At 59.6% G+C, this 17871-nt stretch carries 18 protein-coding genes; 12 read left to right on the plus strand and 6 right to left on the minus strand.

The features are described from left to right. Window positions 1-103: 103 nt before the first annotated feature. On the plus strand, window positions 104-1162 hold the full coding sequence (locus ACIOVD_RS18945; protein WP_401129593.1) for a PA0069 family radical SAM protein: 1059 nt from the start codon (window positions 104-106) through the stop codon (window positions 1160-1162). Between the two features lie 299 nt (window positions 1163-1461). Here the strand turns inward: ACIOVD_RS18945 and ACIOVD_RS18950 are convergent, their stop codons facing one another. Next, entirely contained in the window at window positions 1462-2028 is a 567-nt protein-coding gene (locus ACIOVD_RS18950; protein WP_401129595.1) for a hypothetical protein, read from the minus strand. Window positions 2029-2394: 366 nt separating this feature from the next. Between ACIOVD_RS18950 and ACIOVD_RS18955 the strand changes: the two genes are divergently transcribed. Then, window positions 2395-3126: a carbonic anhydrase gene (locus ACIOVD_RS18955; protein WP_159992975.1), complete on the plus strand. Its 732-nt coding sequence runs from the start codon at window positions 2395-2397 to the stop codon at window positions 3124-3126. A gap of 205 nt (window positions 3127-3331) precedes the next feature. On the opposite strand, the gene ACIOVD_RS18960 is transcribed toward ACIOVD_RS18955, so the two are convergent. After that, window positions 3332-3982, minus strand: a complete 651-nt coding sequence (locus tag ACIOVD_RS18960) for a hypothetical protein (protein ID WP_095165121.1) — start codon at window positions 3980-3982, stop codon at window positions 3332-3334. A 372-nt stretch (window positions 3983-4354) separates the two neighbouring features. Between ACIOVD_RS18960 and coxB the strand changes: the two genes are divergently transcribed. From coxB to ACIOVD_RS18980, 4 genes are all read left to right on the plus strand, one after another. Beyond that, window positions 4355-5482 (plus strand): cytochrome c oxidase subunit II, encoded by a 1128-nt coding sequence (coxB, locus tag ACIOVD_RS18965; RefSeq protein ID WP_095165122.1) that lies wholly within the window; start codon window positions 4355-4357, stop codon window positions 5480-5482. An 82-nt stretch (window positions 5483-5564) separates the two neighbouring features. Beyond that, entirely contained in the window at window positions 5565-7157 is a 1593-nt protein-coding gene (gene ctaD / locus ACIOVD_RS18970) for a cytochrome c oxidase subunit I (RefSeq protein WP_095165123.1), read from the plus strand. 36 nt (window positions 7158-7193) lie between these two features. Next, a complete protein-coding gene (locus ACIOVD_RS18975) occupies window positions 7194-7751 on the plus strand; it encodes a cytochrome c oxidase assembly protein (protein ID WP_095165124.1) in 558 nt (185 codons plus the stop codon). A 33-nt stretch (window positions 7752-7784) separates the two neighbouring features. Continuing rightward, complete coding sequence (locus tag ACIOVD_RS18980) at window positions 7785-8672, plus strand: cytochrome c oxidase subunit 3 (protein WP_095165125.1); 888 nt, start codon at window positions 7785-7787, stop codon at window positions 8670-8672. Window positions 8673-8678: 6 nt separating this feature from the next. Here ACIOVD_RS18980 and ACIOVD_RS18985 read toward each other — a convergent pair whose 3' ends face one another. Next, window positions 8679-8882 carry a twin transmembrane helix small protein gene (locus ACIOVD_RS18985; protein WP_095165127.1) on the minus strand — a complete coding sequence of 68 codons (204 nt, stop codon included), beginning with the start codon at window positions 8880-8882 and terminating at the stop codon, window positions 8679-8681. Between the two features lie 70 nt (window positions 8883-8952). On the opposite strand from ACIOVD_RS18985, the gene ACIOVD_RS18990 reads away from it, so the two are divergent. From ACIOVD_RS18990 to ACIOVD_RS19010, 5 genes are read left to right on the plus strand one after another with little or no spacing between them, the layout of a single operon-like run. Continuing rightward, window positions 8953-9693 (plus strand): SURF1 family protein, encoded by a 741-nt coding sequence (locus tag ACIOVD_RS18990; protein WP_401129599.1) that lies wholly within the window; start codon window positions 8953-8955, stop codon window positions 9691-9693. Further along, a complete protein-coding gene (locus ACIOVD_RS18995; protein WP_095165205.1) occupies window positions 9659-10252 on the plus strand; it encodes a hypothetical protein in 594 nt (197 codons plus the stop codon). Before ACIOVD_RS18990 ends, ACIOVD_RS18995 begins: the two co-directional genes overlap by 35 nt. A gap of 10 nt (window positions 10253-10262) precedes the next feature. Then, entirely contained in the window at window positions 10263-11342 is a 1080-nt protein-coding gene (locus tag ACIOVD_RS19000) for a heme A synthase (RefSeq protein WP_401129601.1), read from the plus strand. Then, on the plus strand, window positions 11330-12229 hold the full coding sequence (cyoE, locus tag ACIOVD_RS19005; RefSeq protein ID WP_095165132.1) for a heme o synthase: 900 nt from the start codon (window positions 11330-11332) through the stop codon (window positions 12227-12229). Before ACIOVD_RS19000 ends, cyoE begins: the two co-directional genes overlap by 13 nt. Continuing rightward, window positions 12226-12861 (plus strand): SCO family protein, encoded by a 636-nt coding sequence (locus tag ACIOVD_RS19010; RefSeq protein ID WP_095165133.1) that lies wholly within the window; start codon window positions 12226-12228, stop codon window positions 12859-12861. Before cyoE ends, ACIOVD_RS19010 begins: the two co-directional genes overlap by 4 nt. Before the next feature lie 88 nt (window positions 12862-12949). On the opposite strand, the gene ACIOVD_RS19015 is transcribed toward ACIOVD_RS19010, so the two are convergent. From ACIOVD_RS19015 to ACIOVD_RS19025, 3 genes are all read right to left on the minus strand, one after another. Further along, window positions 12950-13723: a MetQ/NlpA family ABC transporter substrate-binding protein gene (locus ACIOVD_RS19015; RefSeq protein WP_401129604.1), complete on the minus strand. Its 774-nt coding sequence runs from the start codon at window positions 13721-13723 to the stop codon at window positions 12950-12952. Window positions 13724-13785: 62 nt separating this feature from the next. After that, complete coding sequence (locus tag ACIOVD_RS19020) at window positions 13786-14460, minus strand: methionine ABC transporter permease (RefSeq protein ID WP_095165135.1); 675 nt, start codon at window positions 14458-14460, stop codon at window positions 13786-13788. Further along, window positions 14460-15467 carry a methionine ABC transporter ATP-binding protein gene (locus tag ACIOVD_RS19025; RefSeq protein ID WP_401129606.1) on the minus strand — a complete coding sequence of 336 codons (1008 nt, stop codon included), beginning with the start codon at window positions 15465-15467 and terminating at the stop codon, window positions 14460-14462. Before ACIOVD_RS19025 ends, ACIOVD_RS19020 begins: the two co-directional genes overlap by 1 nt. A 198-nt stretch (window positions 15468-15665) precedes the next feature. Between ACIOVD_RS19025 and katE the strand changes: the two genes are divergently transcribed. Beyond that, a complete protein-coding gene (gene katE / locus ACIOVD_RS19030) occupies window positions 15666-17870 on the plus strand; it encodes a catalase HPII (protein ID WP_401129608.1) in 2205 nt (734 codons plus the stop codon). Window position 17871 lies beyond the last annotated feature (1 nt).

Consider the following 17871-nt stretch of genomic DNA (forward strand, 5'->3'; position numbering starts at 1 on the left):
TTTGTTATAAGAGCGCTCATTAGCGTTGCGAAGGTGCCGAACGGCACTAGGCGGAGAATGGTTCGGGGTGTACTGTATATTCATACAGTCAAAGGGCTCCGCCATGAATTCGCCATTACCCCCGCGCGGTCGTGGTACCGCAACAAACCCGTACAACCGCTTCGCGTCGAGCCGCTCAGTCGCCGAAGACGATGGTTGGTACCAGGAAGTGCCGCTGACCCAAGGCACCGAGGTGCGCATTGAAACGGCGAAGACCATCATCACCCGCAACAACTCGCCAGACTTACCCTTCGACCGTTCGATCAATCCATATCGGGGCTGTGAGCACGGTTGTATCTACTGCTACGCGCGGCCCAGCCATGCGTATTGGGACCTATCCCCCGGTCTGGATTTCGAGACCCGGCTGATTGCCAAAACCAACGCCGCCGATGTGCTTGAGGAGCAACTGTCCAAGCGTGGCTACCGGTGCGCGCCGATCAATCTCGGCTCAAATACCGACCCCTATCAACCGATCGAGCGCGAACACCGAATTACCCGGCAAATTCTCCAGGTACTACTACGCTATCGGCATCCAGTGACGATTATCACCAAGGGGGCGCTGATCCTGCGCGATCTGGATCTGTTGACCGAATTGGCTTCGCAGCGGCTGGTGGCGGTGATGATCAGCCTGACCAGTCTCGACGACGAGCTCAAGCGCATTCTTGAACCGCGTACAGCGGCGCCCAAGGCACGATTGCGGGCCATCAGGGTGATGCGTGAGGCAGGTATTCCGGTGGGCGTGCTGTGCTCGCCAATGATTCCGATGATCAACGATAGCGAGTTGGAGAGTCTGCTGGCGGCCGCCCAGGCGGCTGGTGCCCAGAGCGCGGCCTACATGATGTTGCGTCTGCCGCTGGAGGTCGCACCGCTCTTCGAGGAATGGCTGGCGGCGCATTACCCGCAACGAGCGGCGCATGTGCTGAGCCTGATACGCCAGAGTCGTGGCGGCGAGTTGTACGACAGTCGCTTTGGCGTGCGAATGCGCGGTGAGGGGCCGTTCGCTGACTTGCTGGCACAACGGTTTGCCAAGGCAATGAAGCGGCTGGGGCTGAATCAGCGTGAGGGGTTCAACCTCGATTGCACGGCTTTTTGTCCTCCGGGTGCGCAGATGTCGTTGTTGTAGATAACGATTAGGCCTGTTTTGTCGTGGTACGTAATATGCGTAATGGTACGTTATTGTCGGTTTTTGGCTTGTGGCGCTTGTTGCCAGGTGGTCGATTCCGATTGAGATACGTATTACCAGCCGCTGGTTGCGCCAGCTTCGCTTAACCAGACCTTCGGCCAACTACTCAGGTATCAAGGGGGTGTCGGTAGACGGATAATGTACCGACGCCCCAGGTTGACCGTAACTCGCCAAGCCTGTCCTTGGTCTTGGATTACAGCACTGGGACGTCGGGTGCTCAGAGTTACTAGCGTAATTAATTAACTGGTAAACCAGCCTTGAATCCAGCCACTAATATTATTGAAAGTCGACTTGATATCGGCGAAGGCGTTTTTAACCCACGTGATAGTTTCGGCTACAACTTTTGTAATGAAGGCATTGAGTTTTTCCGACATGATTCGGAATAGATTGAAAATAATATCAGTTGTGGACATTATTGCTTTTTGTGCGTTCGGATGCCGCTCGCCGATTTCAATGGCCTTGTCGAAAATCCGGTCAATATTTTTTTCGGATTGCTCTTTTTCGTAGGCGCGTCTTTCATTCATTTGCTGTTTGAATGTCGCAATGGCAGCTGCATCACCCGCAGCATTGCTCAGGTTTTGGGCATCGTTGGTAATGCTGAGCTCTACGCTCTGATTCTGGGTGGTAGCCAGCATTTTTGCTGTCGATTTCAGTTCTTCCAGTGCGATTGTTTCATCTGGGGAAACGTCATCTAGTTGGGTAGCATTGGGCATGGAGAAACTACGCGCGGGTTGTTGTTTGCCACCCGCCAACACGGATTTGTGGTGGGCGCGAAGTTCGTTCATGGTTTCGACAAAAGCAGTCATTGGGTTCATTCCTTTGAAGGTGTTTTTAGTTTTCAAGTGCTGGTGCACTTGCTGGTTAGATTAATGAGAATTTCAGAATAAAGTAGGCTTAAAGCCTTTCTTTTTGTTTCTTGAGCCAGGCATAAAAGTTGTTCGCTGCCCAGTCAGGATTAGGTGTTGCTGTTAATGTATTCGTAGCGATTGTTCGTGCCACAAGTGTTGAACTGTCGCATATGCTGCTCAATTGCCTTTGTTCAGTCTCAATTAAGTCCGAGGGTTATTGCGGTGTCTGGCTTGTTCTTTGTGGGTGACGCCACCGTCGTTTGCATTGCACCTGAGTGATGTAAACTCTGGGGCACCCCCCTAATGTGCCAACGAGGATGAGTGATGAGTGACAAAGACAAGCCACCGTTGGCTGCATCGGCTTCAGCCCTTCCAGAGGCTGAAAGCGCCGATGCAGCGCTGCAGCACATTGTTGACGGCTTTCTGCATTTTCATCATGAAGTCTTCCCGCAACAGGAAGAACTCTTCAAGAAGCTCGCTACGGCCCAGCGGCCACGGGCAATGTTTATCGCGTGTGCCGATTCGCGAATCGTCCCTGAACTCATCACGCAAAGCGCGCCAGGCGACCTGTTCGTCACGCGCAATGTGGGCAACGTCGTCCCGCCTTACGGGCAAATGAATGGCGGTGTGTCTACGGCCATCGAATATGCCGTGCTGGCGCTGGGTGTTCAGCACATCATCATTTGCGGGCACTCCGATTGCGGCGCCATGCGGGCGGTCCTCAACCCGCAGAGCCTGGAAAAGATGCCCACGGTCAAAGCCTGGCTAGTTCATGCGGAAGTCGCCAAAAGCATGGTCCAGGACAACTGTCAGTGCGCCACCGAACACGAAAGCATGCAGGTGCTGACCGAAGAAAACGTGATCGCCCAGCTGCAGCATTTGCGTACTCACCCCTCAGTTGCTTCGCGCATGGCCAACGGTCAGTTGTTCATCCATGGCTGGGTCTACAGTATCGAATCCAGTGAAATAAAAGCCTACGACGCGGACAAGGGTTGCTTCCTGCCTTTGGACGGTAGCCTTCCGATCCCCATGGCGACGCCCAAGGCGCGCTTCTAGATCTTGCGTGGCTGGTCGGGGCGGCTGAAAAAGCGTGCAGGCTTCGCCACACCGAATCAATCCGGGGAAGGCTCATGGAGGGGGCGGCTGAAAGCGCTTCAGCCAAGGAAGCTGCTGGCTTGCAGGGTGATGTTTCTGGCTGAGGTTCAGCCGGTCAAAGTCCTTGTGGGAGTAAGCAAGGCTACTCCCACAAGTGTTGGAGGGGTCAGGCGGCTGGTTGATCCAGCTCCAGGCCCACACCCAGTTGGCGCGACAGGCACGGCCAGCGTTTCCAGGCGGCACCGGTGTCCGGGCTGTTGAGTTTTTCCCGATAGGCTTCGACGGACTCCAGGGCGAAGCTGTCTTCGTTGAGCATTTCGTCAACGGCGTGATGAACCGCCTCATCCAGTTGATTGGCGAAGTCTTCGCCGATCAGTTGGTGGGCAATCAGGTTGGCGACAGTCATGTCCAAGGGGATCAGTGGCTGGCCGAAATGTTTGATGTAGAGGTCGTTCACTTCTTCTACCAGGCGATGGGCCAGGTAGGCTTCGTCCAGCAGGCTGTCCAGGCCTACGTGGCCGTTCATGATTGCCGGCGGTTGGAGGAAGAACTGCTCGGCGATCTTCAGGACCGGCTTGATCTGTGATTCGATCCCGGCTTCGCGCGCGACTTCGTTGGCAGCGTCGAGCAGGTCCGGGACCTGGTCGATGTAGGCGGCCACAAAACGGGTCATCACGCCCTTGGCGTCGACGTCCGGCAATTGGATAGCGGCATGCAGGTGGGGCAATTGGACTTCCAGCTGACGGGTCAGCTGACCGGTTTCGGACTCATGTAAATGGGCACGTTGAATCTGCTCGCGCAATGCGGCGGTGTTCATGAAAACTCCAGGAAACGAAGGCAAGGAAATAGGGGAAGACATAAGTTAGCTTGCTTATGAAAACCGTTAAGACGTATTTGTCATAATTGTTTCACCTTTGATGCATCCAAGTTATATCGATTTGCCATCACCTGGTCACATCCTTCTCCATCCGCAGCCTGCGGCGCAAGCCCCAGGTGTTTCAGTTGATTTACGCCATCGCGTTGCGAGGTCCCACTCGCTGTCTATACTCGGTTCTGTATGAAGTTAGCTGATGACGCCCGACTGCATGTGCAGCAAGGCTTGGCGGTTTAAGTTCGTAGTCTAGGCAGCCGCTCCCTTGGACGCAGGTGAAAGCCGGCGGGATAACAAGAACGATAAGGGGAACCCGCAATGATGCGACATCCACAAGTCTGGATGGGCCTCCTGTTGTGGTCGATTTTCAGCCAGGCGCAAGCTGCCTGGACTGTGAATATGGCGCCTGGGGCTACTGAAATCAGTCACGCAGTCTTCGACCTGCACATGACCATTTTCTGGATCTGTGTAGTGATCGGCATCATCGTCTTCGGTGCGATGTTTTGGTCGATGATCATGCATCGGCGCTCCACCGGGCAGGTGGCCGCCAAATTCCATGAAAGTACGACGGTCGAGATCCTCTGGACCGTGGTGCCCTTCATCATCCTTGTCGCCATGGCTGTTCCGGCGACCGCCACCCTGATCAAGATGTACGACAGCAGTGAGCCGGATATCGATATCCAGGTCACCGGCTATCAGTGGAAGTGGCACTACAAATACCTGGGCCAGGACGTCGAGTTCTTCAGCAACCTGGCCACCCCGCAAGAGCAGATCCGCAACCAGAGCGCCAAGGGCGAACACTACCTGCTGGAGGTCGATCAGCCATTGGTGCTGCCGATCGGTGCCAAGGTGCGCTTTCTGGTGACCTCCGCCGATGTCATTCACTCCTGGTGGGTGCCGGCCTTTGCGGTCAAGCGCGATGCGATCCCCGGCTTCGTCAACGAGGCCTGGACCCGGGTCGACAAGCCCGGGATCTATCGTGGCCAGTGCGCTGAACTGTGCGGCAAGGACCACGGCTTCATGCCCATTGTGGTCGACGTCAAAAGCCAGGCCGATTACGACACCTGGCTGGCCGAGCGCAAGGCCGAAGCGGCCAAGCTCAAAGAGCTGACCAGCAAGGAATGGACGCTGGAGGAGCTCAAGGAGCGCGGCGACAAGGTCTATCACACCACCTGCGTGGCCTGTCACCAGGCTGAAGGCCAGGGCTTGCCGCCAATGTTCCCGGCGCTCAAGGGCTCGAAAATCGCCACCGGCCCCATAGCGGATCACTTGGGCATTGTCTTCCACGGCAAGCCAGGCACCGCCATGGCGGCGTTCGGCAAGCAACTGTCGGAAGTCGATATCGCTGCCGTGGTGACCTACGAGCGCAATGCCTGGGGCAACAACAAGGGCGACATGGTCACGCCAAAAGACGTGCTGGCCCTCAAGCAGGAGGAAAGCAAATGAGGCGGTCGATTGCATGTTCCCGTGAGCGCTTGGGGCGTGATGCCTCGAGCCGCCCAGTCCATCCGTCTACAGGAGTCAGGACATGAGTGCAGTGATCGATGACCATGGTCATGCCGGCCATGACCACGCCCATGGCCCTGCCAAGGGCCTGATGCGCTGGGTGCTGACCACCAACCACAAGGACATCGGCACGCTGTACCTGTGGTTCAGCTTCATGATGTTCCTGCTCGGTGGCTCGTTTGCCATGGTGATCCGTGCCGAGCTGTTCCAGCCCGGGCTGCAGATCGTCGAGCCGGCGTTCTTCAATCAGATGACCACCATGCATGGCCTGGTCATGGTCTTCGGCGCGGTGATGCCGGCGTTTGTCGGCCTGGCCAACTGGATGATCCCGCTGATGATCGGCGCGCCGGACATGGCCCTGCCGCGGATGAACAACTTCAGTTTCTGGCTGCTGCCGGCAGCGTTCCTGATGCTGGTCTCGACCTTGTTCATGCCTGGTGGCGGACCGAACTTCGGCTGGACCTTCTACGCGCCCCTGTCCACGACCTACGCCCCGGAAAGCGTGACCTTTTTCATCTTCGCGATTCACCTGATGGGTATCAGTTCGATCATGGGGGCGATCAACGTGATCGCCACCATCCTCAATCTGCGCGCCCCCGGCATGACCCTGATGAAAATGCCATTGTTCGTCTGGACCTGGCTGATCACCGCCTTCCTGCTGATCGCGGTGATGCCGGTGCTGGCCGGTTGCGTGACCATGATGCTGATGGATATCCACTTCGGCACCAGCTTCTTCAGTGCCGCCGGTGGCGGTGACCCGGTGCTGTTCCAGCATGTGTTCTGGTTCTTTGGTCACCCCGAGGTGTACATCATGATCCTGCCGGCCTTCGGTGCCGTCAGCTCGATCATCCCGACCTTTTCGCGCAAACCGTTGTTTGGCTACACCTCGATGGTCTACGCGACAGCGAGCATCGCCTTCCTGTCGTTCATCGTCTGGGCGCACCACATGTTCGTGGTGGGCATCCCGCTGGTGGGCGAGCTGTTCTTCATGTACGCCACCCTGCTGATCGCAGTACCCACCGGGGTCAAGGTGTTCAACTGGGCCAGTACCATGTGGCAGGGCTCGCTGACGTTCGAGACGCCCATGCTGTTTGCCGTGGCGTTCGTGATCCTGTTCTCGATCGGCGGTTTCTCCGGATTGATGCTGGCCATCGCGCCGGCGGACTTCCAGTACCAGGACACCTACTTCGTGGTGGCGCACTTCCACTACGTGCTGGTGCCGGGGGCAATCTTCGGGATCTTCGCGTCCGCCTACTACTGGATGCCCAAGTGGACCGGGCACATGTATGACGAGACCCTGGGCAAGCTGCATTTCTGGTTGTCCTTCATCGGCATGAACATGGCGTTTTTCCCGATGCACTTCGTCGGGCTGGCGGGCATGCCGCGCCGGATCCCCGACTACAACCTGCAGTTTGCCGATTTCAACATGGTGTCTTCGATTGGCGCCTTCATGTTTGGCGCCACGCAGATCTTCTTCCTGTTCATCGTGATCAAGACCATTCGCGGCGGCGAGCCAGCACCGGCCAAGCCATGGGATGGCGCCGAAGGCCTGGAGTGGAGCATTCCCTCGCCCGCGCCGTATCACACCTTCACCACCCCGCCGGAAGTGAAATGAACGCCCCGGCAGGGTTCTCGGCGGAGGTCGTGAATCATGGCTGATTCGATCTCCACGAAAAAACTGGTTACCCGCTTATTGCTGGTGGTGGCGGCGATGTTTGTCTTCGGGTTTGCCCTGGTGCCGATCTATGACGTGATGTGCAAGGCGCTGGGAATCAATGGCAAGACTGGCGGGCAGTATTCCGGCGAGCAGCAGGTGGACGAGTCGCGTCAGGTACGCGTGCAGTTCCTGTCCACCAATGCGATCGACATGGTCTGGGAGTTTTATCCCAAGTCCGATGACATCGTGGTCCACCCCGGTGCGGTCAACGAGATGATTTTCATCGCCCGCAACCCCAGCAGCCACCCGATGAGCGCCCAGGCGGTGCCGAGCATTTCACCTAGCGCGGCGGCGATGTATTTCCACAAGACCGAATGCTTCTGTTTTACCCAGCAAGTGCTGCAGCCCGGTCAGCAGATCGAGATGCCGGTACGTTTCATCGTTGATCGCGATATGCCCAAGGATGTGAAGCACTTGACGCTGGCTTACACGCTGTTCGATATCACCGCGCGTCATCCACCCGTGGCCGTTGCACAAAAGACCGGTGGCTAGACGTTCAAGCGTGCCCGATAAGGAGAACAATAAATGGCAACTCATGAGCATTATTACGTTCCCGCCCAAAGCAAATGGCCGATCATCGCCACCGTCGGCATGTTCGTCACGGTGTTTGGCCTGGCTACCTGGTTCAACGATCTGAAGGCGGCGCGCCCGGATTCCCACGGCCCGCTGATCTTTTTCGTCGGGGGGTTACTGCTGGCCTACATGCTGTTTGGCTGGTTTGGCGCGGTGATCAAGGAAAGTCGTGCGGGGCTGTACAGCGCCCAGCTGGATCGCTCGTTCCGCTGGGGCATGAGCTGGTTCATCTTCTCCGAGGTGATGTTCTTCATCGCGTTTTTCGGTGCGCTGTTCTACGTGCGGCATATCTCGGGGCCGGCGCTGGGCGGTGAGGGGGCCAAGGGCATTGCGCACATGCTCTGGCCGAACTTCCAGTTCGTCTGGCCGTTGCTGGAAAACCCGGACTCCAAGCTGTTCCCGCCACCCAAGGACGTCATCAGTCCCTGGGGCCTGCCGCTGCTCAATACGGTGATCCTGGTCAGCTCCAGCGTCACCGTGACCATCGCCCACCATGCCCTGAAAAAAGGCCATCGCGGGGCGCTGAAAATCTGGCTGGCGCTGACCGTACTGCTGGGCTGCGCCTTTCTCGGCTTCCAGGCCGAGGAATACATCCACGCCTACCACGAACTGGGCCTGACCCTGGGCTCGGGCATCTACGGCGCAACCTTCTTCATGCTCACCGGATTCCACGGCGCCCACGTAACCATCGGCACCCTGATTCTGTTCGTGATGCTGATGCGGGTGTTGCGCGGGCACTTCGATGCCGAGCACCAGTTCGGCTTCGAAGCCGCGAGCTGGTACTGGCATTTTGTGGACGTGGTCTGGATCGGCCTGTTTGTTTTTGTCTACGTACTCTGAGGCGCACTACCAGGGGGCATGAGACACCAGTTGGCCACTGAAGAAGCCCCAAGCGATCAGGCCAACGGTAAGTGCGGCAAGGCCGACACGAATGCTCAAGGCGATGACCAGGCGATGTGAGCTGCTGTCGTCCTTGACCAGAAAAAACAGGCCGCTGAACAGGCTGACGACCGTGGCAATCAGCATCAGGACGATGGCTGCTTTGAGCATGGTGGGACTCCGGGGGAAATGCGATGCACTTGAGTATAGCTAGCTCGCCCGCTGACTTTCTGGCGCTGCCATGAAGCGTTTCCGGCCGGGCCTCGTGCCGACCCTGGTGGTGGCACTGTTGCTGCCGCTACTGGTGTCGCTGGGGTTCTGGCAACTGAGTCGGGGCGCGGAAAAAAGCGCGCTGTTGCACAGCTATGCCGAGCGTCGGGTCGCCGAGCCGATGGCCGGCGCCGAGCTGCAGCACATCGAGGATCCGGCCTTTCGCCGAGTGCGTCTGCATGGCCAGTTCGATGCCGGGCACAGTCTGCTGCTCGATAACCGGCAGCGCGATGGCAAGGTTGGTGTCGAGTTGCTGCAACCGTTCCAGGATCAGGCGACGGGACTCTGGCTGCTGGTCAATCGTGGCTGGCTGCCATGGCCGGACCGGCGCACACCACCGCAATTCACCACGCCGCAGGCGATGCAGAGCCTCGACGCCTGGGTGTATGTCGCTCCGGGCGCGACCTTCCAGCTGCACGCCGACCCGAAGTCCGCGACCTGGCCACAACTGGTCACCGCAGTCGAGCCGGGCAAACTTTGGGCGACGCTGGGTCGTGAAGGTTTCGCCTACGAATTACGCATCGAAAGCGGCCCGGCGGCCTACCAGGCTGATTGGCCGGTGGTGGCCATGGGGCCGGAAAAACACCTGGCTTATGCCGTGCAGTGGTTCGCCATGGCGATCGCCCTGCTGGGCCTTTATCTCTATCTCGGTTGGCACAACGCAAAGGAGAAACACCATGGGAGCGGCCATGAATCCACCCAGCATGTCTGAGGCGAAATCCTCATCGAGTCGGCGCAAGGGGCGCGTGCAGTTGCTGCTTATCCTGTTGGGGGTGATCGGTCCGATGGTCCTCGCCACCGGCATGTACAAATTGCAGTTCTGGGTGCCGGAGGGTCGCAGTTACCACGGTGAACTGATCGGCAACGGACAGACCCGCGCCGATCTCGGCGTGCAGGCCCAGGACGACCGCTGGCAGGTGCTGGTGACGGCGCCCAAGGCGTGTTCGGTGGACTGCCAGCAACTGGTGTATCTGGCGCGCCAGATCCAGATCGGCCTCGGCCGCGATGCTTCCCGCGCCAGCCATGCATTGGCTGCCGCACAACCTTTGAGCGGCGACTACGAAGCCAAGCTGACCCGCGAATACCCGCAGCTACAGCGCTATCCCATGGACTTGACCACGTTCAGTAAAACCACCGGGGATCAGGCTGCACCGCAGCTGTGGATCATCGATCCCCACGGCAACCTGGTGCTGCGTTATGGCCCCACTGTCAAAGGCAAGGACCTGCTCAACGACCTGCGCCATCTGCTGAAACTGTCGAACATCGGATAAGGGCATCGTCATGGCCAAACCTGGATTTCGCCTCGCGCTGTTTGCCACCTTGCTGGCACTGATTGTCGTGTTGCTGGGTGCCTACACCCGGCTGACCCACGCTGGCCTGGGCTGCCCGGACTGGCCGGGGTGCTACGGCTTTATCAGCGTGCCGAAAAGCGAAGCCCAACTGGCCCATGCCGAGCTGCATTTTCCCGACACCCCGGTGGAAGCCCACAAGGGCTGGAACGAGATGATCCACCGCTACTTCGCCGGCACCCTGGGCCTGCTGATCGCGCTGTTGGCGGCGCGCGCCTGGACCCATCGCCGGCATCCCGACCAACCCTTGAAGCTGCCGTTGTTCCTGCTGGTAGTGGTGTTTGCCCAGGCCGCCTTCGGCATGTGGACGGTGACGCTCAAGCTCTGGCCACAGGTGGTGACCGGGCATCTGCTCGGCGGGTTTGCCACCTTGAGCCTGCTGTTTCTGTTGACCTTGCGCTTGTCCGGGGTGCTGCCGGCATTGATTGTTCCGCGCCGCTTGCAGTACTGGGCAACGGCCGGCTTGCTGCTGGTGATCGGACAGATCGCCCTGGGAGGCTGGGTCAGCTCCAATTACGCGGCGGTGGCGTGCATTGACTTCCCGACCTGCCATGGCCAGTGGTTGCCGCCGGCGGATTTTGCCAACGGCTTTCACCTGACCCAACACATTGGCCCCAATTACCTGGGTGGACAGTTGGACAGCGATGCACGCACGGCCATCCACCTGACCCACCGTATCGGTGCCTTGCTGGTGACCTTGGTATTGCTCGGCCTGGCCTGGCAACTGAAGGGGGTCGGCATGACCCGCCTCGCCGGCCTGGTGCTGGTGGCCCTGGGGGCGCAAATCAGCCTGGGTATCAGCAACGTGCTGTTCCATTTGCCCCTGCCGGTCGCCGTGGCCCACAACGCGGGTGGCGCGGCGTTGTTGCTATGTCTGGTGCTGGTCAACTATCACGCCCGCACCAGCCTGGTCCGGGTCAAGCAGCCGGCGCTGCGACGCTGGCGCTTCAGCCCCCGTAAACATGCGGCCGGGCCCATAACAATAAAAGGAGAAATGCCATGGCGACTCTGATCGGCGAACGGCCCAGCCAGGCGATTTGGCGCGATTACCTGGAGCTGACCAAGCCCAAGGTGGTGGTGTTGATGCTGATCACCTCGCTGGTCGGCATGTTCCTCGCCACCCGCGCGGGCGTACCCTGGACCGTGCTGGTGTTCGGCAACCTGGGCATTGCCCTGTGTGCCGGAGGGGCGGCGGCGGTCAATCATGTGGTGGATCGGCGGATCGACGCGGTCATGGCCCGCACCCATAAGCGGCCGCTGGCGGAAGGCCGGGTGTCACCCGCTGCGGCGCTGACCTTCGCCCTGGTGCTGGCACTGAGTGGCCAGGCGTTGTTGCTGGCGTTCACCAATCCGTTGACGGCCTGGCTGACCCTCGCATCCTTGCTGGGTTATGCGGTGATCTACACCGGCTTCCTCAAGCGTGCGACGCCGCAGAACATTGTCATCGGCGGCCTGGCCGGTGCCGCCCCACCCTTGCTCGGCTGGGTCGCCACCACCGGGCACGTCAGCGCAGAGCCCCTGCTGCTGGTGCTGATCATCTTCGCCTGGACCCCGCCGCACTTCTGGGCGCTGGCGATCCACCGCAAGGAGGAATACGCCAAGGCCGATATCCCGATGTTGCCGGTAACCCACGGCGAGCACTACACCAAGGTCCACATCCTGCTCTACACCTGCGTGCTGTTGGCGGTGAGCCTGATGCCGTACGTGATCCACATGAGCGGCCTGCTGTACCTGGCCTGTGCGCTGGGGCTGGGCGCGAGGTTTCTGCAATGGGCCGTGGTGCTGTACCGTGGCACTCGGCCGCACGCGGCGATCAACACCTTCAAGTACTCTATTTACTACTTGTTCCTGCTGTTTATCGCCCTGCTCGTAGACCATTACCTAATGTTGAACCTATGACTCGAACCCAGAAAACTGTCTTCATCCTTGTTGCCCTGATCGCACTGGTCCTGGGGCTGACCATCAACAAGGTACTGTCTGGCAAAGGCCAGGGTGACCCGACTGCGCTGATCGACGCCGGGATCATCCTGCTGCCGCAAAGCCGCACCTTGCCGGCCCTGCAGATGACCAACCAGGATGGCCAGCCGGTGATGGTCAACGAGTTGAAAGGCAAGTGGAGCCTGCTGTTCTTCGGCTATACCTTCTGCCCGGACATCTGCCCGACCACCCTGGCCCAGTTGCGCCAGATCAAGAGCGAGCTGCCGGCCGATGCGGTCGACAAGTTGCAGATCATCCTGGTCAGCGTCGACCCTCATCGCGATACTCCCCAGCAGCTCAAGCAGTACCTGGGCTACTTCGATCCGCAATTCATCGGCCTGACCCCGACTTCGGTCGAGGAGCTGCAAAAAGTCGCCAACGCGGTGAGCATCCCGTTCATCCCGGCGGACACCAGCAAGCCCAACTACACCGTCGACCACAGCGGCAACCTTGCCGTCATCGGCCCGGACGGCACCCAGCGTGGCTTCATCCGCGCGCCGCTGAACAACGCGAAGCTGGTGGCGCAGCTGCCGGTGATGCTCAGCCGGCAATGACACCCGCCCCCACAAGGGCTGGTGTTTTGGGCACAAAAAAGGGGCGCAATCAATGCGCCCCTTTTGTTTTGCCGCGTATTCCGTCAGATCAGAACGCCGGCAGTACCGCGCCTTTGTACTTCTCCAGGATGAAGGCTTTCACTTCTGGAGTGTGCAGGGCCGCTACCAGCTTTTTCATGGCATCGCTGTTCTTGTCGTCTTCACGCGCTACCAGGATGTTCACGTAAGGCGAGTCCTTGCCTTCGATGGTCAGCGCGTCCTTGGACGGGTCCAGCTTGGCTTCCAGGGCGTAGTTGGTGTTGATCAGCGCCAGGTCGACCTGGGTCAGCACGCGCGGGATGGTCGCCGCTTCCAGCTCACGGAATTTCAGGCCCTTGCTGTTCTCGGCGATATCCTTGACGGTCGACAGGATGTTGGTCGAATCCTTGAGCTTGATCAGGCCGGCCTTGTCCAGCAGCAGCAGCGCGCGGCCGCCGTTGGTGGCGTCGTTCGGGATCACCACGGTGGCGCCGCCAGGCAGGTCGGCCAGGGCCTTGAACTTGCTGGAGTAAGCGCCCAGCGGCTCGATGTGCACGCCCGCCACGCTCACCAGGTGAGTACCCTTGGCCTTGTTGAACTCATTGAGGTACGGCTGGTGCTGGAAGAAGTTGGCGTCCAGGCGTTTTTCCGCAACCTGTACGTTGGGTTGCACGTAGTCGGTGAAGACCTTGACCTTCAAGTCCACGCCTTCCTTGGCCAGGGCCGGCTTCACGAACTCAAGGATTTCCGCATGCGGCACCGGGCTGGCGGCCACGGTCAGGGTTTCGGCGGCTTGGGCAGAGAACGCGGCAACGGCGGCGAGCGCGACGAGTAGTTTTTTCATCCGGCAAACTCCTTGTGAAGCGCCCTTTCGGGCGCCTGCCAGCATGATGCCGGCGATTGCATTTATTTTCGGGAAAAGTGCACCACCAGCTTATCGCCGACGGTTTGCAGTACCTGGACCAGCACCAGCAGCAACACCACGGTCACTACCATCACGTCCGTCTGGAAGCGTTGGTAACCGAAGCGGATCGCCAGGTCACCCAGGCCACCGGCGCCGACCACACCGGCCATCGCCGTGTAGGACACCAGTGTGATGGCGGTCACCGTGATTGCAGCAAAGATGCCTGGGCGCGCTTCCGGCAGCAAGGCATTGGTGATGATCTGGCGGGTGCTGGCGCCCATCGCCTGGGTGGCTTCGATGATGCCGCGATCAACTTCACGCAGGGCGGTTTCCACCAGGCGCGCAAAGAATGGCGTAGCCCCCACCACCAGCGGCGGGATCGCACCGCCGACACCCAGCGAAGTGCCGGTAATCAATACGGTGAACGGGATCATCACAATCAGCAGAATGATGAACGGCAGCGAGCGCAGGATGTTGACGATCAGCGACAGCAGCGCGTAGACGCCCTTGGCCTCGAGCAACTGGCGCGGGCTGCACAGGAACAACAGCACGCCCAGGGGCAGGCCCAGCAAGACGGTGAACAGCAGCGAGCCACCAAGCATCAGCAGGGTGTCGCCGGTGGCCAGCCAGATTTCATACCAGTCGATATTGGCGAAGAAACTTGTCAGCAGTTCCATTAGCGCAGCACCTCCATGTGGACATCGGCTGCGGTGAAGTGGGCAAAGGCCGCTTCCATGTCACCGCCAGTGATGGCCAGGGTCAGTTGCCCGTAAGGGACGTCTTTGATGCGGTCGATGCGGCCGGCGAGGATGCTGTAGTCCACCCCCGTTTCGCGGGCCACAGTGCCCAGCAGCGGCGCGTAGGTGGCATCGCCCTGGAAGGTCAGGCGCACGATACGGCCCGGTACGTGGGCGAAGTCATCGCGTTGTTCGCTTTCATCGACTTGCTCGTCTTCCTGGACGAAGCGCCTGGTGGTCGGGTGCTTGGGGTGCAGGAATACCTGGGCCACCGGACCTTGCTCGACGATCACGCCTGCGTCCATCACGGCCACCTGGTCGCAGACCCGGCGAATCACGTCCATTTCATGAGTGATCAGCACGATGGTCAGTTTCAGCTCGCGGTTGATCTCGGCCAGCAGTTGCAGGACCGACGCCGTGGTTTGCGGGTCCAGGGCACTGGTGGCTTCGTCGCACAGCAGGATCTTCGGCTTGGTTGCCAGGGCGCGGGCGATGCCTACGCGCTGCTTCTGGCCACCCGACAGCTGCGCCGGGTATTTCTTGGCATGGTCGGACAGGCCCACCCGGGCCAGCAACTCGGCCACGCGCCGATCGATGTCGGCGCGCGACAGTTCACTGGCCAGGGTCAGCGGCAGCGCCACGTTGTCGGCCACGGTCTTGGAGGCCAGCAGGTTGAAGTGCTGGAAGATCATCCCGACTTGCTGGCGGAAACGGCGCAGCGCATTGGCGTCCAGCGCAGTGACTTCCTCGCCATCGACGATGATCTTGCCGCCGCTGGAGTCTTCCAGGCGGTTGATCAGGCGCAGCAGGGTACTTTTTCCTGCGCCGGAATGGCCGATCAGGCCAAACACCTGGCCGTTCTCAATCGTCAGACTGGTCGGGTGCAGGGCAGGAATATCCCTACCGGCAACGCGGTAGGTTTTATGGACGTTTTGAAACTCGATCACGTAGCGAACCTTGTGGGGCGCGTTAGAAAAGGATCAGCGGTTAGCCGGGCGCGCATTTTAGCCTGTCCGTATAGAGGTTCTTAGCATTTATTTCGTATTCATCCTTTCATTTGGCAATAACGCGATCAAAGGTCATAAAAAAGGAACGGCCCCACTCCACGTCAGTCACTACTTCAGCACTGAAAAACACCCGGGACCGTGCCTGGGGACTTAGCTCATGGATCTCGCCGTACGCGCGAATCCCCATCGAGGAGTTCAGCACTGATGAGTACCAAAAAACCTGACGCCGGCAAGAGCCAACTGGCCGGCACCGATACCCCGGACCGCGCCAACAGCAACGCCAAGCTGCAAAGCCTGGAAACCTTTCGTTCGGACGCCAGCGAACAAGCGTTGCGCACCAATCAGGGGGTAAAGGTCGCCGATAACCAGAATAGCTTGAAGGCTGGCGCGCGCGGGCCTTCGCTGCTCGAAGACTTCATCATGCGGGAAAAGATCACCCATTTTGACCATGAGCGGATTCCCGAGCGCATCGTGCATGCCCGGGGCACCGGGGCGCATGGCTTCTTTCAGAGTTACGAGAACCACGCCGAGTTGACCAAGGCCGGTTTCCTACAGGACCCCGGGCATAAAACACCGGTGTTCGTGCGGTTTTCCACGGTACAAGGCCCGCGTGGCTCCGGTGATACCGTGCGAGATGTGCGTGGGTTCGCCGTGAAGTTCTTCACCGAGCAAGGCAACTTCGACCTGGTTGGCAACAACATGCCGGTATTTTTCATCCAGGATGCCATCAAGTTTCCTGACTTCGTCCACGCCGTAAAACCCGAACCCCACAATGAAATACCTACCGGTGGTTCGGCGCACGATACGTTCTGGGATTTTGTGTCACTGCAGCCAGAGTCGGCGCACATGGTGATCTGGGCCATGTCCGATCGGGCGATTCCCAAAAGCCTGCGTAGCATGCAGGGCTTTGGTGTCCACACCTTCCGCTTGATCAATGCGGCCGGTAAGTCGCGTTTTGTGAAGTTCCACTGGCGCCCCACCGCAGGCACCTGCTCGCTGGTGTGGGATGAAGCCCAGAAGCTTGCGGGCAAAGATACCGACTATCATCGCCGCGACCTGTGGGACGCGATCGAGATGGGCGACTATCCCGAGTGGGAGCTGGGGGTTCAAGTCATCGAGGAGGAAAACGAGCATGCCTTCGATTTCGACATCCTCGACCCCACCAAGTTGATTCCCGAGGAGTTGGTGCCGATCACTCCGCTGGGCAAAATGGTGCTCAACCGTAACCCGGACAACTTTTTCGCCGAAACCGAGCAGGTGGCGTTCTGTCCTGGGCATATCGTGCCGGGGATCGATTTCTCCAATGACCCGCTGCTGCAAGGCCGGCTATTTTCCTACACCGACACGCAGATCAGCCGACTCGGCGGACCGAATTTTCACGAGATACCCATCAATCGCCCTATCGCGCCGTTCCACAACGGCCAACGTGATGCGTTGCACCGCACCACCATCGATAAGGGGCGCGCAGCCTATGAGCCGAACTCCATCGATGGCGGCTGGCCGAAAGAAACCCCTCCGGCGGCCGTTGATGGCGGCTTCGAGAGCTATCCCGAGCGCATCGACGCCAACAAGATCCGCCAGCGCAGCGAATCCTTCAGTGATCACTTCTCCCAGGCGCGGCTGTTCTTCCACAGCATGAGTAAGCACGAGCAGGAGCACATCATCGCGGCCTACAGCTTCGAGCTGGGCAAGGTCGAGCGTGAATTCATCCGGGCGCGGCAGGTCAATGAAATCCTTGCCAACATCGACCTGGATCTGGCCGGGCGTGTAGCGCAGAACCTCGGCCTGCCGGCACCCAAGGCGGGCACCGTGCAAGTGCGCAAAACCGTGCTGGAGCGCTCTCCTGCGCTCAGTCAGGCCAATTTGCTGCCGGAAAACATCAAGACCCGCAAAGTCGCGATCCTGGCGGCCAACGGCGTCGATGGCGCGGCGATCAATGCCATGAAAAAAGCCCTGGAGGCAGAAGGCGCACATGCCAAGCTGTTGGGGCCGACGTCGGCGCCAGTGAAAACCGCAGATGGTAAAAGCCTGCCGGTGGATGGGTCCATGGAAGGGTTGCCGTCGGTGGCTTTCGATGCGGTGTTCGTGCCGGGTGGCGCTGCGTCAATCAAGGCGTTGAGCACCGATGGCGTGGCGCTGCACTACCTGTTGGAGGCGTACAAGCACCTCAAGGCGATCGCGCTGCAGGGCGAGGCCAAACAATTGCTCGATGTGTTGAAGCTGCAAGCCGATGCCGGGCTGTTGGTGGGCGCGGGTGCCACGTTGACCAAGGGGTTCTTTGCCGCGATCGGGCAGCATCGGGTGTGGGATCGTGAGGCGAAGGCCAAGGCGGTGCCGGCGTAGG

This window comes from Pseudomonas sp. NPDC087626, assembly GCF_044743405.1.
In the GTDB taxonomy this organism is placed as follows: domain Bacteria; phylum Pseudomonadota; class Gammaproteobacteria; order Pseudomonadales; family Pseudomonadaceae; genus Aquipseudomonas.

What these genes read in the sequence shown, in the direction of transcription:
- ACIOVD_RS18945 (WP_401129593.1), top strand. Translation starts at nt 104, where the DNA reads ATGAATTCGCCATTACCCCCGCGCGGTCGTGGTACCGCAACAAACCCG.
- ACIOVD_RS18950 (WP_401129595.1), bottom strand. Translation starts at nt 2,028, where the DNA reads ATGACTGCTTTTGTCGAAACCATGAACGAACTTCGCGCCCACCACAAA.
- ACIOVD_RS18955 (WP_159992975.1), top strand. Translation starts at nt 2,395, where the DNA reads ATGAGTGACAAAGACAAGCCACCGTTGGCTGCATCGGCTTCAGCCCTT.
- ACIOVD_RS18960 (WP_095165121.1), bottom strand. Translation starts at nt 3,982, where the DNA reads ATGAACACCGCCGCATTGCGCGAGCAGATTCAACGTGCCCATTTACAT.
- coxB (WP_095165122.1), top strand. Translation starts at nt 4,355, where the DNA reads ATGATGCGACATCCACAAGTCTGGATGGGCCTCCTGTTGTGGTCGATT.
- ctaD (WP_095165123.1), top strand. Translation starts at nt 5,565, where the DNA reads ATGAGTGCAGTGATCGATGACCATGGTCATGCCGGCCATGACCACGCC.
- ACIOVD_RS18975 (WP_095165124.1), top strand. Translation starts at nt 7,194, where the DNA reads ATGGCTGATTCGATCTCCACGAAAAAACTGGTTACCCGCTTATTGCTG.
- ACIOVD_RS18980 (WP_095165125.1), top strand. Translation starts at nt 7,785, where the DNA reads ATGGCAACTCATGAGCATTATTACGTTCCCGCCCAAAGCAAATGGCCG.
- ACIOVD_RS18985 (WP_095165127.1), bottom strand. Translation starts at nt 8,882, where the DNA reads ATGCTCAAAGCAGCCATCGTCCTGATGCTGATTGCCACGGTCGTCAGC.
- ACIOVD_RS18990 (WP_401129599.1), top strand. Translation starts at nt 8,953, where the DNA reads ATGAAGCGTTTCCGGCCGGGCCTCGTGCCGACCCTGGTGGTGGCACTG.
- ACIOVD_RS18995 (WP_095165205.1), top strand. Translation starts at nt 9,659, where the DNA reads ATGGGAGCGGCCATGAATCCACCCAGCATGTCTGAGGCGAAATCCTCA.
- ACIOVD_RS19000 (WP_401129601.1), top strand. Translation starts at nt 10,263, where the DNA reads ATGGCCAAACCTGGATTTCGCCTCGCGCTGTTTGCCACCTTGCTGGCA.
- cyoE (WP_095165132.1), top strand. Translation starts at nt 11,330, where the DNA reads ATGGCGACTCTGATCGGCGAACGGCCCAGCCAGGCGATTTGGCGCGAT.
- ACIOVD_RS19010 (WP_095165133.1), top strand. Translation starts at nt 12,226, where the DNA reads ATGACTCGAACCCAGAAAACTGTCTTCATCCTTGTTGCCCTGATCGCA.
- ACIOVD_RS19015 (WP_401129604.1), bottom strand. Translation starts at nt 13,723, where the DNA reads ATGAAAAAACTACTCGTCGCGCTCGCCGCCGTTGCCGCGTTCTCTGCC.
- ACIOVD_RS19020 (WP_095165135.1), bottom strand. Translation starts at nt 14,460, where the DNA reads ATGGAACTGCTGACAAGTTTCTTCGCCAATATCGACTGGTATGAAATC.